Annotated in this window: 13 protein-coding genes; 11 read left to right on the plus strand and 2 right to left on the minus strand. The window is 61.0% G+C overall.

The annotated features are described in order from the left end of the window. Window positions 1–23 precede the first annotated feature (23 nt). The 9 genes from QEO92_RS08675 to lpxB all read left to right on the plus strand — a co-directional run bounded on the left by QEO92_RS08675 (window position 24) and on the right by lpxB (window position 9,784). Window positions 24–767, plus strand: a complete 744-nt coding sequence (locus tag QEO92_RS08675) for an isoprenyl transferase (RefSeq protein WP_037154963.1) — start codon at window positions 24–26, stop codon at window positions 765–767. Beyond that, entirely contained in the window at window positions 767–1,600 is an 834-nt protein-coding gene (locus tag QEO92_RS08680) for a phosphatidate cytidylyltransferase (protein ID WP_227702733.1), read from the plus strand. The genes QEO92_RS08675 and QEO92_RS08680 overlap by 1 nt, the downstream gene beginning before the upstream one ends. 39 nt (window positions 1,601–1,639) lie before the next feature. After that, window positions 1,640–2,761: an RIP metalloprotease RseP gene (gene rseP, locus QEO92_RS08685; RefSeq protein WP_227702734.1), complete on the plus strand. Its 1,122-nt coding sequence runs from the start codon at window positions 1,640–1,642 to the stop codon at window positions 2,759–2,761. 199 nt (window positions 2,762–2,960) lie between these two features. Next, entirely contained in the window at window positions 2,961–5,324 is a 2,364-nt protein-coding gene (gene bamA, locus QEO92_RS08690) for an outer membrane protein assembly factor BamA (RefSeq protein ID WP_227702735.1), read from the plus strand. A gap of 51 nt (window positions 5,325–5,375) precedes the next feature. Then, window positions 5,376–6,443 carry a UDP-3-O-(3-hydroxymyristoyl)glucosamine N-acyltransferase gene (gene lpxD / locus QEO92_RS08695; protein ID WP_227702736.1) on the plus strand — a complete coding sequence of 356 codons (1,068 nt, stop codon included), beginning with the start codon at window positions 5,376–5,378 and terminating at the stop codon, window positions 6,441–6,443. Continuing rightward, window positions 6,436–6,900, plus strand: a complete 465-nt coding sequence (gene fabZ, locus QEO92_RS08700; RefSeq protein ID WP_037154974.1) for a 3-hydroxyacyl-ACP dehydratase FabZ — start codon at window positions 6,436–6,438, stop codon at window positions 6,898–6,900. Before lpxD ends, fabZ begins: the two co-directional genes overlap by 8 nt. Beyond that, window positions 6,897–7,712 (plus strand): acyl-ACP--UDP-N-acetylglucosamine O-acyltransferase, encoded by an 816-nt coding sequence (lpxA, locus tag QEO92_RS08705; protein ID WP_227702737.1) that lies wholly within the window; start codon window positions 6,897–6,899, stop codon window positions 7,710–7,712. Before fabZ ends, lpxA begins: the two co-directional genes overlap by 4 nt. 6 nt (window positions 7,713–7,718) lie before the next feature. Continuing rightward, the gene (locus QEO92_RS08710; protein ID WP_227702738.1) at window positions 7,719–8,609 is read left to right on the plus strand and encodes an LpxI family protein; all 891 of its coding nucleotides are present in this window, start codon (window positions 7,719–7,721) and stop codon (window positions 8,607–8,609) included. Beyond that, entirely contained in the window at window positions 8,606–9,784 is a 1,179-nt protein-coding gene (gene lpxB / locus QEO92_RS08715; protein ID WP_227702739.1) for a lipid-A-disaccharide synthase, read from the plus strand. The genes QEO92_RS08710 and lpxB overlap by 4 nt, the downstream gene beginning before the upstream one ends. Before the next feature lie 30 nt (window positions 9,785–9,814). Here the strand turns inward: lpxB and gltA are convergent, their stop codons facing one another. Beyond that, window positions 9,815–11,104 (minus strand): citrate synthase, encoded by a 1,290-nt coding sequence (gene gltA / locus QEO92_RS08720; protein ID WP_037154982.1) that lies wholly within the window; start codon window positions 11,102–11,104, stop codon window positions 9,815–9,817. A 511-nt stretch (window positions 11,105–11,615) separates the two neighbouring features. On the opposite strand from gltA, the gene QEO92_RS08725 reads away from it, so the two are divergent. Beyond that, entirely contained in the window at window positions 11,616–13,889 is a 2,274-nt protein-coding gene (locus QEO92_RS08725; protein ID WP_341871452.1) for a ComEC/Rec2 family competence protein, read from the plus strand. Here QEO92_RS08725 and lexA read toward each other — a convergent pair. Beyond that, window positions 13,870–14,592, minus strand: a complete 723-nt coding sequence (gene lexA, locus QEO92_RS08730) for a transcriptional repressor LexA (protein WP_227702741.1) — start codon at window positions 14,590–14,592, stop codon at window positions 13,870–13,872. The genes QEO92_RS08725 and lexA overlap by 20 nt on opposite strands. A 199-nt stretch (window positions 14,593–14,791) precedes the next feature. Between lexA and QEO92_RS08735 the strand changes: the two genes are divergently transcribed. After that, on the plus strand, window positions 14,792–15,664 hold the full coding sequence (locus QEO92_RS08735) for a VOC family protein (protein ID WP_227702742.1): 873 nt from the start codon (window positions 14,792–14,794) through the stop codon (window positions 15,662–15,664). Window positions 15,665–15,668: the final 4 nt, after the last annotated feature.

Consider the following 15,668-nt stretch of genomic DNA (forward strand, 5'->3'; position numbering starts at 1 on the left):
CCGCCAAAGGAACCGCATAGAATATGGCGAATCCCGAACTTGCGATCATCCCTCAACATGTTGCCATCATCATGGATGGCAACGGCCGCTGGGCCAACAAGCGCGGGCTTCCCCGCACCGTCGGGCACAGCAAAGGAGTGGAAGCAGTCCGGGAAACGGTGCGCGCTGCAGGCGAGGCAGGCGTCAAATACCTGACATTGTTTGCCTTCTCCTCGGAGAACTGGAGCCGCCCTGAATCCGAAGTGAATGATCTTCTAGGCCTTCTGCGCCGCTTTATCCGCCGCGATCTCGCCGAACTTCATCGCGAGAATGTTCGCATCCGGGTGATCGGCGAGCGCGATGAACTCCAGGGCGACATTCTGCCGTTGCTGGTGGAGGCCGAAGAGACGACGCGGTTCAATACGGCTCTCACGCTCGTTATCGCTTTCAATTACGGCGCGAGAAACGAGATCGCCCGTGCGGTCGCCAAGCTTGCCCGCGACGTGGAGGCTGGTCTTTTGACGGCGGCCGATATCGATGCCGACCGGATCAGCGAGAGCCTGGACACTGCCGGCATTCCCGATCCCGATCTCATCATTCGCACGAGCGGTGAGGAGAGGCTCTCGAACTTCCTTTTGTGGCAGGCCGCCTATTCCGAACTCGTCTTCCTGCCGGAATACTGGCCTGATTTCGACCGCAAGCTCTTCTATGATGCCCTCAGGATTTTCGCGTCGCGCGACCGGCGTTTCGGCGGCTTGTCGAACCAGACCGCCGCAGTGGTCGGTTGATGAGCCCGGAACTCAAACGCCGCATCGTTTCCGGCCTGGTTCTTGCGGTGGTCGTGCTTGCGGCCACCTGGTATGGCGGTTTTTCCTTCCGCGCGTTGGCGGCGGTGATCGCCATCCTGATCTATTACGAATGGTCGACGATAACCAAACTTGGCGAACGCGATTTTTCGGCAAATGCCTTCGGCTGGGTCGCGATCCTTCTGGTCGCCTACAATATCGTCTTCGGTGAGAGGGATCTGGCGATCCCGCTTCTCGGCGGCGCTGCGATCACGGCCATTCTCCTCGTGCTGTGGCGCAAGGGAAGCTGGTGGTTGCCGGGCGGCATCGTTTATGCGGGCCTGAGCGGGATATCGCTCGCCGCAATTCGGGCCGACGATCAGGCCGGGTTCGTTGCGACGCTCTTTATTTTTGCAGTCGTTTGGGCAACCGACATCTTCGCCTATTTTGTCGGTCGGGCCTTGCAGGGACCGAAACTGGCGCCAAGGATCTCACCGGGAAAGACGTGGTCGGGTGCGATCGGTGGTACCGTTTCCGCTGCCATCGCGAGCTCGGCGGTGGCGCTGGTCGTCTTTTCGCGGCTGTCCCTCTGGACCGTGGCGATCTCGATCCTGCTGTCCGTCACCAGCCAGATCGGCGACCTTTTTGAATCCTTCATCAAGCGCCGGTTCGGCGTGAAGGATTCGAGCCATCTCATTCCGGGACACGGCGGTGTCATGGACCGTGTCGACGGCCTCGTTTTCGCCTGTTTCGCAGCGTTTCTGTTGACTCTTGTTTACTCGGCCTCGACGGGCCATCTTGGTATATCGGTTGCCGCCTTCCTTTTCGGTTTTTGAGGACGCTGCGACCGGTAGAATGTTGAAACGGAAACTTTGATGGCCATCCTCAGCTTCATCACCGGCTACATCATCCCCTTCATACTCGTCCTGTCGCTGCTCGTTTTCGTGCATGAGATGGGCCATTACCTTGTCGGCCGCTGGTGCGGCATCCGCTCCACCGCCTTTTCGGTCGGTTTCGGCCCGGAACTTTTGGGGTTCACCGATCGTCGTGGCACGCGGTGGAAGATCTCCGCGATCCCTCTCGGGGGGTATGTGAAGTTCTTCGGCGATGAGGATGCGGCGAGCCTGCCGGATGCGAGCGGGCTTCAGGGGATGACCGAGGAAGAGAAGGCCCAGACGCTGGCCGGGGCGAAATTGTGGAAGAGGGCGGCGACTGTCGCGGCCGGCCCGATCGCCAACTTTATTCTCGCGATTGCGATCTTCGCAGTCCTGTTCAGCGTTTACGGCAAGGTCGTTGCCGATCCGGTGGTTGCCGAAGTGCAGCCGGACAGCGCGGCTCTGGCGGCCGGCGTTGAGCCCGGTGACCGGCTGGTGGCGCTTGACGGCTCGCGCATCCGCACCTTCGACGACGTGCGGCGTTATGTCAGCGTCAGGCCCGAGACCCCGATCGTCGTGACGGTCGAGCGCAACGGTCAGGATATTGACCTGCCGATGATCCCCAAGCGGACGGAAATCACCGACCAGTTCGGCAACAAGGTCGAGCTCGGCTTGATCGGCATCGTCACCAACGAGGAGCGCGGCAATTTCCGGGTCGAGAGCTTCACGCCGCTGCAGGCGGTGGCAGAAGGTGTCACGGAGACCGGGCATATCATCACGGGCACTTTCCGCTATATCGGCAACCTGGTGACCGGCCGCATGAAGGCCGATCAGCTCGGAGGGCCGGTGCGCGTCGCCCAGGCATCCGGACAGATGGCGACGCTCGGCTTTGCCGCCGTGATCCAGCTTGCCGCCGTTCTTTCCGTATCGATCGGGCTTCTCAATCTGATGCCTGTCCCGGTTCTGGACGGTGGACATCTCGTTTTTTATGCCATAGAGGCAGTGCGTGGCAGACCGCTGGGAGCCGGTGCTCAGGAGATGGCTTTTCGCATCGGACTTGCCATGGTGCTGAGCCTGATGGTTTTCGCGACCTTCAACGACATCAGCAACCTGATCGGCTGATGTCCTTCAAATGATGAAGGAAACTGTTTATTCACCATGTTTCTAACTGTTGCGTGGCGATTGGGTCACGCATGAGAAGGAAGTAAACAGAAATTAACGCGATCGCTTGCTTGTAGGGCAAAAGAAGGTAAAACGACACACGTGGCCGGAGTCGGGCTCCCACCCGGTGAGGGACAACGGGAAAAGGTAAGAATTGAAAATGAAGGCTGGTTCAAAGTTCTTGAACGCAGTGTCGGCGGTTGCGCTGTCTGCTAGTGTTGTTGCATCGGGCGCAGGTGTACTGGTACTTGCTTCCGCACCTTCTGCCGAAGCGGCGGTGATCCGGAGCGTCCAGGTTCGGGGCGCACAGCGGGCGGGCGAGGAAGCCGTTCGTTCCAATCTGACGATCCGTCCCGGTGTCTCCTTTTCCAACAATGACATCGACGAATCCGTACGCCGGCTCTATTCGACCGGCTACTTCTCCGATGTCCGCATCAGCGTTTCCGGCAGCACGCTGGTTGTTACGGTGAGCGAGAATCAGCTCATCAACCAGGTCGTGTTCAACGGCAACCGCAAGATCAAGGACGACAAGCTGCAGACGGTGGTGCAGACGCAGCCGCTCGGTCCCTACAGCGAGACGATGATCAATGCCGATATCGAGCGCATCCGCGAAGCCTACCGGGCGATCGGCCGTGACGATGTGGAGGTCACCACGCAGACCGCACCGGTCGGCGAGGGCCGTGTCAATCTTGCCTTCGTGGTCAACGAAGGAGACCGTACGAAGATTGCCGACATCAATTTCGTCGGCAACCAGGCTTACGGTGACGGCCGCCTGAAATCCGTGATCATCACGAAGGAATCCGGCCCGCTCTCTTTCCTGACCCGCAAGGATATTTATAGCGAGGACAAGCTGCGCGCCGACGAGGATGCGCTGCGCCAGTTCTATTACAATCACGGCTATCCGGATTTCCGGGTGATTTCCTCGAGTGCCGAACTCGACGAGTCGACCAACAAATACAACATCACCTTCACCGTCGAGGAAGGTCAGCGTTACCAGTACGGTAACATCGGGGTCGAATCCACCGTCGAAGGCGTCAGCGGCGAGGACCTCCAGGGGCTCGTAGAGACTCGCCAGGGCGGCACTTACGATGCGCGCGAGATCCAGAAGACCATGGAAGGGATTTCCCGGCGCGTTGCCGCGGCCGGTTATCCGTTCGCTCGCGTCACTCCGCGCGGCGACCGTAATATGGAAAACCACACGATCGGCGTCAGCTATCTCGTTGATCAGGGCGAGCGTGCTTATGTCGAGCGCATCGAGGTTCGCGGCAACACCCGCACCCGTGACTATGTGATCCGCCGCGAGTTCGATTTCAGCGAAGGCGACGCCTTCAATCAGGAAATGATTTCGCGCGCCAAGCGTCGCCTGGAAGCGCTGGGTTACTTCACGAAGGTCAACATCTCGACGACGCAGGGCAGCGCATCCGACCGGGTGGTCGTCGTGGTCGATGTGGAAGATCAGCCGACCGGCTCGTTCGGTATCGGTGCCGGCTATTCCGCCGGTGGCGACGGCTTTATCCTGGAGGCCTCTGTCGAAGAGAAGAACTTCCTGGGGCGCGGACAGTTCATTCGTGTCGCGGTCGGCGGCGGTCTCGACGATGCCCGCACCTACAACATTTCGTTCACCGAGCCCTATTTCCTGGGTTACCGTCTGGCCGCGGGCTTCGACCTCTTCAAGAGCTCCACGTCGTCGAACGATTATTACGACTACGAGGAACAGGGCGTCACCTTGCGCGTCACGGCGCCGATCACCGAGGATCTGGCGACGACGTTCCGCTACACCTACAAGGAAATCAAATACGACAACGACGGCGCTTTCGGGGGCGATGGACTGCCGTTCACGGCCGACGACAACGTTTCCTATCCTTATGCCGCGATGATCGATGAGGGAACGTTCGTTCAGTCGTCGATCTCGCAGACGCTGACTTACAACACGCTCGATAGCCAGACGCTGCCGCGCGAGGGTATCTATGCGACGATCACGCATGAATATGCAGGTCTTGGCGGCGATTCCGACTTCTACAAGATTTCCGGCCGCGCCCGTTATTTCCAGACGCTGTCGACGGAAGCGGACCTGATCGGCTCGATCGCGGTCGGTGCCGGTCACGTTGTCTCGACGGGTGATGATCTGCACGTCTTCGATCAGTTTACCATCGGCGGTCGCCAGATTCGCGGCTTCGAGAACGACGGTATCGGTCCGCGCACGGTCGATCATGGCAATCCGCTGGGCGGCACGACTTACTTCACGGCCTCGGCTGAAATGTCCATGCCGATGCCGGCTTTCCCGGAGGATTTCGGTCTGCGCGCCGCGGTCTTCGCGGATGCCGGTACGCTTTACGGCAATGACGTCAACCTGGGTACCAGCACCGCGCAGGGTACGGACATGTCCTGGCGTGCGTCCGTCGGCGTCGGCGTCATGTGGGCATCGCCGTTCGGCAATATCCGCTTCGACTACGCCAAGCCGGTCGTCAAGGAAGACTTCGACGAAACCCAGGAATTCCGGTTCAGCATGGCGAACCAGTTCTGATCGTTTCCGCCCGCGACAGTGGGCGGAAATCTGTTCTGGAGTTCCGGTTTTATGGACCCCAACGAATTCTTTCCGCCCCATGATGGCATGAGCCTGCGCGAGCTGGCCGTCCGTCTTGGGGCCGAGCTGCTTGACGAGAGTGCCGGCGGCCGGATGATCTATTCGGTGTCGCCGGTTGCGCGGGCGGGCGAAGGGCAGATCTGTTATATCCTGTCCCGCAAGAGCCGGCATGAACTCGAGACCTGCCGGGCGTCCGCAATTCTCTGCGAGTCGGCCATCAGTGCGATCGTTCCCGACCATATTCCTGTCTTGTTGACCAAGACGCCGCATACGGCCTTTGCGCAGGCCGGAGCGATCTTGCATCCGCAGGCAATGCGGCCGGCGCCGGTCACGTCATCGCCGCCGGGCATTTCGCCTGCGGCTTTCGTCGATCCCACGGCAAAGCTGGAGCCGGGGGTTGAAGTCGAGCCTATGGCCGTGATTGGTGCCCGGGCGGAGATCGGCAGCGGAACGCGGATCGGCGCGGGCAGCGTTGTCGGCGCTGACGTCAGGATCGGCCGGGATTGCACGATTGCCGCAGGCGCGAGCGTCTTCGTGGCCCTGATCGGCAATAACGTCATCATTCACAACGGGGCCCGCATCGGGCAGGACGGGTTTGGTTATGCGCCGGGTCCGAGGGGCATGCTGAAGATCGTGCAGATCGGCCGCGTGATCATCCAGGACAATGTGGAGATAGGCGCCAACACGACCGTCGATCGTGGGGCGATGGACGATACGGTGATCGGCGAAGGAACCAAGATCGACAACCAGGTTCAGATCGCGCATAACGTCCGCATCGGTCGCCATTGCGGCATCGCCGCGGGCGCGGGCATTGCGGGCTCCACGAAGATCGGCAACGGTGTATTGATCGGCGGCGCGTCTGGCATTAATGGCCATATCACCATCGGCGATGGAGCCCAGATTGCTGCGATGAGCGGTGTGGTCGCCAATGTTCCGCCGGGTGTGGTCTATGGCGGCATTCCCGCCCGGCCGATGAAGGATTTCTTGCGGGACATGGCCGAGATCATGGCGCGGTCGGATGAGCGGGCAAAGCGCAAAGGAGAAAAGAAGAATGACTGATGAGACCAAGCCGGAGCTCGGCGCGGCCGACATTCAGGAAATCATGAAGCTGCTGCCGCACCGCTATCCTTTCCTGCTGGTCGACAAGATCATTGAGATCGATGGCGACAATTCCGCTATCGGCATCAAGAACGTAACCGCCAGCGAGCCGCATTTCACCGGCCATTTCCCTGATCGGCCGATCATGCCGGGCGTGCTGTTGATCGAGGGCATGGCTCAGACTGCCGGCGCCATATGTGCGCGGAAGGAAGGCGAGGGCGGCTACCTCGTCTATTTCATGACCATCGACAACGCCCGTTTCCGCAAGCCGGTCGTGCCGGGTGATCGGGTCGAATACCATGTCATCAAGCAGAAGCAGCGCGGCAATATCTGGAAATTCCATTGTGACGCCAAGGTCGATGGCGCGCTTGTTGCGGAAGCCGATATCGGCGCGATGATGCGTAAGGGCGGCGAATGAGCAAGATCGCTGCCAGCGCGCGCATCCATCCGCTTGCGGTGGTCGAAGACGGCGCCGTCATCGGCGAGAATGTCATCGTCGGCCCGTTCTCGCATGTCGGTCCGCGCGTCGTGCTGAAGGATGGCGTTGAGCTGATTTCCCATGCGGTCGTCACCGGCAATACGGAGATCGGCCGCAATTGCCGCATTTTTCCGATGGCGGTGATTGGCGGGGTTTCGCAAAGTCTTCATGAGGCCGGCGAGAGTTCCTCGCTGACGGTCGGCGATAACTGCACCATTCGCGAAGGCGTCACGATGAACTGCGGCACCGTCGGCGGTGGCGGCAAGACCGTTGTCGGCAACAATTGCCTGTTTCTCGCAAATTCCCATGTCGCCCATGATTGCCAGCTCGGCAACGATATCATCATGTCCAACAATGTCATGTTGGCGGGGCATGTGTATGTGGCGGATCGCGCCATCCTCGGCGGCGGCTGCGCCGTGCACCAGTTCACCCGCATCGGCCGCCAGGCCTTTATCGGCGGGCTTTCGGCCGTGAACTACGATGTCATTCCCTATGGCATGCTGAACGGCAATCCGGGCGTGCTCGGCGGGTTGAACGTGGTCGGCATGACGCGCGCCGGCATCGAGCGTTCGACCATCCACGCGGTGCGACGCGCCTTCAAGCAGATCTTCGAAGGCGAGGGCAATATCCGCACCAATGCGGCGGCGATCCGTGATGAATATGCCGACTGCAAGGAAGTGATCGAGATTCTTGATTTCATAGCGGCCGACAGCGACCGCGCTCTCTCTTCTCCCTTCCGCGGCAAGGGCTGATCTGCCGTGCCGGGCCTTGCGCCGAAGGGCCGGCTGGCGATCATCGCCGGAAACGGATTCCTGCCGGTCCACCTGGCGGAGGCCGCACGTGTGACTGGTGAAAATCCCTTTATCATTCCGCTGCGCAACGAGTCCGATCAGCGGTTTGACGGCTTCGAGACTGCCACGGCCAGCATTGCCGACATCGTCGGCTTCGACCGGATTTTCCGTGAGAAAGGCATCGATCGCGTCGTGCTTTCCGGCGGGGTTACCCGGCGGCCGGACTGGCGCGACATTCGCCCCAATTGGAAGGCGCTGCGCAAGCTGCCGCAACTGGTCCGCACACTGGTCTCCGGCGGCGACGACGCGCTGCTGCAGGCGGCGATCGGTATTATCGAGGCGCAGGGTTGCCGGGTGATCGGCGCGCATGAGATCGCTCCCGGGTTGCTGGCGAGAACCGGGCCGCTTGGCGCCCACAAGCCTTCCGAAGAGGACTGTCGCGATATCGAAATGGCTTCGGAGGCGGCCCGGCGCTTAGGCGAACTCGATATCGGACAGGGCGCGGTGAGTGTCGGCGGCCGCGTGGTTGCGCTCGAAGGTGTGGAGGGCACGGACCGCATGCTGGAGCGAGTCGCCACCTTGCGCTCCGAGGGACGTATTTCAGCACGTCGAAAAGGAGTGCTGGTCAAACTCTGCAAACCGCAGCAGGATATGCGCGCAGATCTTCCCGCAATTGGCCCTTCGACCGTCGAGAATGCGGTGAAGGCCGGGCTCGCAGGCATCGCTGTGGAGGCCGGACGTGCGTTGGTACTGGAGGAGGAGACGATGATCGCTGCCGCGGATGCCGCGGGCATTTTCGTCTTCGGCATCGACCTTGGTCTCTCGAATTTCGGCTCGCTGAATGGAGGATTGTCATGAGCAGGGCCTTGAAGGTCGGTGTTGTCGCCGGCGAAGTCTCCGGCGATCTTTTGGGTGGCGATCTGATAGCGGCGCTGAAGGCGGCCCATGACGGACCGGTCGAGTTGATCGGCGTCGGTGGTGATGCGCTGGCGGCGCAGGGCCTGGCCTCGCTTTTCGACTTTTCCGAACTGTCGATCATGGGCCTCACCCAGGTGCTGGCCCGCCTGCCGAACCTGATTGGAAGGATCAACCAGACGGCCGCGGCGATCGTCGCCGCCAGGCCGGATGTGTTGGTCGTCATCGACAGCCCGGATTTCACCCATCGAGTCGCGAAGAAGGTGCGCGCGGCTCTGCCCGATCTGCCGATCATCGACTATGTCTGCCCGAGCGTTTGGGCGTGGAAGGAATATCGCGCCACGGCGATGCTCGCCTATGTCGACCACGTGTTGGCCGTGCTGCCCTTCGAACCGGAGGCGATGAAGCGGCTCGGCGGTCCCGAGACGACATTCGTCGGCCATCGGCTTACCGACGATCCGTCGCTGCTCAAGGTGCGCGGCATTCGCGCCGAGCGTCCCGCGAAGGTAAAGCATGAGGAGAAAACCATCCTGCTTCTGCCGGGCTCGCGGTCGGCCGAGATCAAGGCGCTGCTGCCGGTGTTCGGCGAAGCGGCACGGGAATTCGTCGCGCGCAACGGCAAGGCACGCTTCCTGCTGCCGACCGTACCGCGCCAGGAAAAACTGGTGCGCGAACTGGCGGCAGCCCTTCCGGTCAAGCCCGAGATCACCGTCGACGCGGAGAGCAAATGGGCAGCCTTCGCGGAAGCCGATGCGGCGATTGCCGCCTCCGGCACCGTCATCCTCGAACTCGCCCTCTCGAACGTGCCCGTGGTCTCGGCCTACAAGGCGGACTGGCTGATCACGCTGATGTCGAAGCGGATCAAGATCTGGTCGGGCGCGCTACCGAACCTGATTGCCGATTATCCCGTGGTGCCGGAATATATCAACGAAGTGGTGCGGCCAGGCAGCCTTTGCCGCTGGGCGGAGCGGCTGTCCAGCAATACCACGCAGCGGTATGCCATGATGGAAGGTTTCGATCTGACCTGGCAGCGCCTGCAGGTGCCTGTACCCCCAGGCGAAGCAGCGGCCGGCGTCGTTCTCGAAATTCTGGACAAGAAAAAACCCGGCCATCTTTGACCGGGTTTTTCATTTCGAATTTGGCTTCGATCAGCGCTTGGAGATCGGCAGGTAGTCCCGCATCGGCTCGCCGGTGTAGAGCTGGCGGGGGCGACCGATGCGCTGCTGCGGATCTTCGATCATCTCGGCCCACTGGGCGATCCAGCCGACGGTACGGGCAAGCGCGAAGAGGACGGTGAACATCGTGGTGGGGAAGCCCATCGCCTTCAGCGTGATGCCCGAATAGAAGTCGATGTTCGGGTAGAGCTTCTTCTCGATGAAATATTCGTCGGTAAGCGCGATGCGCTCCAGCTCCATGGCGACCTGCAGCAGCGGATCGTCCTTGTGGCCGAGCTCGCCGAGAACTTCGTGCGTCGTCTTCTGCATGATCTTGGCGCGCGGATCGTAGTTCTTGTAGACGCGGTGGCCGAAACCCATCAGACGGAACGGATCGTTCTTGTCCTTGGCGCGGGCGATATATTCCGGGATGCGGTCGACCGTGCCGATTTCCGTCAGCATGTTGAGTGCCGCTTCGTTGGCGCCGCCATGGGCCGGGCCCCAAAGGCAGGCGATGCCGGCCGCGATGCAGGCGAACGGGTTGGCGCCGGAGGAACCTGCGAGGCGGACCGTCGAGGTCGATGCGTTCTGTTCATGGTCCGCATGCAGGATGAAGATGCGGTCCATGGCGCGCGACAGCACCGGATTGACGACATATTCTTCGCACGGAACGGCAAAGCACATGCGCAGGAAGTTCGACGCATAGTCCAGGTTGTTCTGCGGATAAACGAAGGGCTGGCCGATGTGGTATTTGTAGGCCATCGCGGCAAGGGTCGGCATCTTGGCGATCATGCGCAGCGAAGCGACCATGCGCTGATGCGGATCGGTGATGTCGGTCGAGTCGTGGTAGAAGGCGGAAAGTGCGCCGACGCAGCCACACATGACGGCCATCGGATGAGCGTCGCGGCGGAAGCCGGTGAAGAAGCGGCTCATCTGCTCGTGCACCATCGTGTGATGCGTGACGCGATAGTCGAAGTCCTTCTTCTGGGCGGCGGTGGGCAGTTCGCCGTAGAGAAGCAGGTAGCAGGTTTCCAGGAAATCGCCGTGCTCGGCGAGCTGCTCGATCGGATAGCCGCGATGCAGCAGGATGCCTTCGTCGCCATCGATATAGGTGATCTTGGATTCGCAAGATGCTGTCGAAGTGAAGCCCGGATCGTAGGTGAAGGTACCGGTCTGCTTGTAGAGGGAACCGATGTCGATTACGTCCGGACCGATGGAGCCCGACTTGATCGGCAGATCGACTTGTCTGTCGCCGACTACCACGTTTGCGCTTTTATCCGTCATGCTGATCCTCCAACCTTTTGGCGGCGTGGCGCCCAAAAAGCGTCACAAGAATTAAGCGTCCGATGCTTTGCTATATGATCCGAAAGCTGATGCCAAGCAGTCGTTGGTAGCATTTTGTGCAGCGCGAAAGAATATTAGGCAACCGCTTTTGCTTGGGCTTCCAACTTGTTGTTGCAACCCGGTTCAGGTCTCTGGGATTGCTGAAGTTTCCCGGGCAGTTGACGGGAGGGCGGGAAACGCGCAGGTTGCATCGTCGCATGATTTGGCGACGGGGCGGGCTTAGCGTTTCATGTCGGAAGACACTGCGTTTCCGAAGCTGATCAAGACGGGGCGGCCGGCAACCAGGCCGATGGATTTCGCGTTCGGCGAAGACGCATCCCGATCGGTGGACCAGGGGCATCTTTCTGAGCTTTCTCCAGCGTTCGAACGAAGGTCGGTGGCGCATCCGGGGAGGGCGCTTCCGCATCGTATATCCGTGGGTTTGAAGCGCCTGTGGCGCAATGCGCCGTCCATGATCTTGGAAGAGGAGGCGCATGGGCATGGCTTCCTCTTCGTTCCCGTTGTCGTCGGTGCAGGGGCCGCATGCTGGTTCTCCTTGCCGCAAGATCCGGCTTTTCTGCCGTTTTTTGTGGCTTTTCTCGCATGCACCGTAATTGCCGCCATAACGCGTCACCAATTCGGCATGCCACGTATCATCCCGGTCGCCGCCGCACTCTTTCTCGGCGGCATGATGCTCGCGGAGCTGGAAACATGGAGGCAAAGTACAGTCGTTCTCGATTCGCCGGTGACGACCGAACTGACCGGCGTGGTCGAGCGGCGGGAAATCGATGCGAATGGACGCTGGCGCTATTTAGTCCGCGTCGGACGGACGGCCAATCCCGAGATCCGACGCCCGCCGGAGCGGGTGTCGCTGCTTGCCAGGGCGCGGCACGAATCTGCGGGAACCGGCGAGACGATCAGCAGCCGGGTACGCATATCGCCGCCTTCGGGGCCTGCGCTGCCGGGGCTTAACGATTTCGCCTTCTCTTCTTATTTCGATGGTATCGGCGCCGTCGGCTTTTTCTATGGAGTGCCGAATAAGGAGGCAGGCCCGGCGTTGCCGCGAGCCTGGATTGCAGAATTCGAAAGCGGGCTTTTTGATCTGCGCAGCGCCATTGCAAGCCATATTCGCGAAACGGTGCCGGGCGATGCGGGCGCCTTCGCAGCCGCGATCGTGACCGACGAACGCCGGGCTATTTCCAAGGAGACCACCGAGGCGCTCCGGCTTTCCGGACTTGCCCATATCGTCGCGATCTCCGGGCTGAACATGGCGCTTGCCGCCGGCATCTTCTTCGTCGGCGTCCGCACTGTCCTTTCGTTTTTTCCCGGGTTTGCCCAGGCCTATCCGGTGAAGAAGATCGCTGCCGCCGGCGCGCTCGTGATGGCGACCGCCTATTACCTGATTTCCGGCTTCGGTGTTTCGGCCGAGCGGGCGTATATCATGATGGCGGTCATGCTTGTCGCAGTCTTCTTCGACCGACCGTCGATCAGCTTGCGCAACGTGGCGCTTTCGGCCCTGATCATTATCGCCGTTTCGCCCTCGGAAATCCTGGGGCCCAGCTTCCAGATGTCCTTTGCGGCTACCGCAGCGCTGGTCGCCGGTTATGCGCTCTGGAAAAATCGATCGAAAAAGCACGATCCGGAACCGCTGCAAATTCGTCACCCTGTGGTGACGCCGGTACTGGCTTCCTGGAAATTCATTGCGGGCATTCTTGCCACGACCCTGATCGGCAGCACGTCGACGGCGATCTTTTCGGTCGAGCATTTCCATCGGATTGCGACCTACGGCGGTCTGGCGGCAAACCTCGCCGCCATGCCGATCATTTCTTTCGTGGTCATGCCGGCCGGACTTGTCGGCATGCTGCTCGTACCGTTCGGGCTCGATGCGCCTTTCCTGAAGCTCATGGGTCTCGGCCTGGAAGCGGTGATCTCCATAGCAAGACATGTCGCGGCCTGGGGCGGCGACGCCGGTATCGGCCGTCAGCATCCCTGGTTCCTGCCTGTCTCCACGGCCGGTTTTCTTCTGCTGACACTTTTGAGAAGCAGGCTTCGGCTGGTCGGCATTCCGCTCGTTGCCGCCGCATTGCTGTTCTCCTGGCACGAACGATCGAAGCCCCTGCCGGATATTCTCGTTTCCGAGGACGGAACGATGATTGCCCTGATAGGCAGGGAAGGCATTGCCACCAACCGCACCCGTCCGCCCGATTTCATCTACGGCCAGTGGAAACGGGCACTTCTCCTGGGCGATCCTATAAAACCGGACGTGTCATCAGCAGGAGACAAACCGCCCGATGGGAAATCTGAGGAGCGCCGCGAGCTGACGCAGGCCGAAATCGAAGCAGTGCGGTCCCGCATCAGGCAGGTGCCTGCCGGTCATTTCGTTTGCGAGCCGCGTGTCTTTTGCGGGGTGAAAACTTCCGGAGGCACCATGATAGCCTCCGTCGAAGACAGCCGTTATGCCGGTGCGGCCTGCGATGCTGCCCATATCATCATCGCCCCGCGCGCCCGTTTCGATCATTGCCGCTCCGGCGCATTGATGATCAACGGCAATGCTTTGCGAAAGACTGGTGCGCTCGAAATTTCCCTGCACGGCGCAGCCGACATCCGGCAATGGACTATTCGCCCCGCCATGGCCGGCCATGACCGCCCCTGGAGCAGGCATCGCCACTATGACTGGCGGAACAAGACGTTCGCCTCGGCGCTCCCGGAACCGCTCCGGCAATTGATCAATGGTAGCGGCGGATGAGGCCGACCAGCTTGCCCTGAACCTTTACCCGGTCGGGCGGGAATATCCGTGTTTCGTAGGCCGGGTTCGCGGCTTCCAGCGCGATCGAGGCGCCACGGCGGCGGAAGCGCTTCAGCGTCGCTTCCTCCTCGTCCACCAGCGCCACGATGATGTCTCCCGGATTGGCGGTGTTGCTGTTGCGGATGATCACCGTGTCGCCGTCCAGGATGCCGGCCTCGATCATCGAATCACCCTTGACCTCCAGCGCGTAATGTTCGCCGGAACCAAGCATCTCGGCGGGCACTGCGATATCATGCGTGTTGTTCTGGATCGCCGAGATGGGCACGCCGGCGGCGATGCGGCCCATGACGGGAACCGTGGTGGCGTTGGAGAGATCGTCGTTGGCTGCGGGCTTGGCCGGAGCGGCAGCGACCGGCTGCGGCTTGCCGAGGCTGCCCTCGATAACACTCGGCGAGAAGCCGCGGCGTGGCTGCAGGCTCGACTGATAGGCTTCCGGCAGCTTGATGACTTCAAGGGCACGTGCCCGGTTCGGCAGGCGGCGGATGAAGCCGCGCTCCTCCAGTGCGGTGATCAGCCGGTGGATGCCGGACTTCGACGCGAGGTCGAGCGCGTCCTTCATTTCGTCGAAGGAGGGCGGCACGCCGGATTCCTTCATGCGTTCGTGAATGAACAGAAGCAATTCCTGCTGTTTGCGCGTGAGCATATTTGGCACCTTGAGAGTCGGAAACAAATCAAGAACATACACTATATGTTCCATATGTGTTCCGCAAGTCCCTAAATTTTCGTGAAGTATGATGATTTTTCTTCATGGATGTCTGCAACATATCTCTTCCGACACCACTTGCTCGAAGCCGATCCGCTGCCAATGTAGTGCTGCGATTCCGGATTCTGGGGGCTCTCGCGTGAATGCTAGACTAATCGATCATCTCGTTCTGCCGGTGGCGGACCTTGCCGTCGCGCGTTCACGACTGGCAGAACTCGGATTTACAGTTGCGCCGGAGGCCTTTCATCCTTTCGGCACGGCCAATGCCTGCGTGTTTTTCTCGGATGGGGCCTATCTGGAGCCGCTGGCGATCGCCAACCGGCGTCAGGCGGCAGCCGCGGCCAAGCGCGGCAATGTCTTCACCGCCCGGGATCTCGCCTTCCGCAAGGCGCGTAACAGGCAGGGCTTTTCGGCCCTCGCGGTTGCCACGGGCGATGCGGCAGCCGATCACGCGCGTTTCAGGCTGCGCGGGATTTCCGCGGGCGATATCCTGGAATTCTCCCGCGGCGTGAAGATGCCGGATGGTTCCGAGACTGAGGCAAGCTTCCGGCTGGCCTTTGCGGGAGACGAGCGTGCGCCGGACTTCTTCTTGTTCTCCGCACAGCGGATCAATCCCCTGCCGGCCGATCGAGGCGAACTGGAACGCCATTCCAATACGGTGACCGGCTTGAGCGAGATCGTTCTTTCGGCCGCATCGCCCGGCGATTTTGCGCCTCTGCTCGAAGAGGTGCTGCTTGCGAAAGCCGGGATCGAAGCTGCGGCCGTGGAGCTTGTCGCTTCGAACACACGCATCCGCGTCATGCAGGATCAAGATCTCGAATCGGAATTCGCCCTTGCACCGTTGCCGAATGCCGAAGGTCTGCGCGGCCGGGCGATCATCTTCAAGACTGCCGATCTTGCCGTGACAGAGATCATCCTTGCTGCTAATGACGTCGCATTCGTCCGCCGGGAAGGCCGTGTGCTGGTCCAGGCGGCGCCCGGCCAGGGTGTGTTGTTCGGTTTCGAGGAATAGTCTC

This window comes from Neorhizobium petrolearium (assembly GCF_029854435.1).
GTDB lineage: Bacteria > Pseudomonadota > Alphaproteobacteria > Rhizobiales > Rhizobiaceae > Neorhizobium > Neorhizobium petrolearium.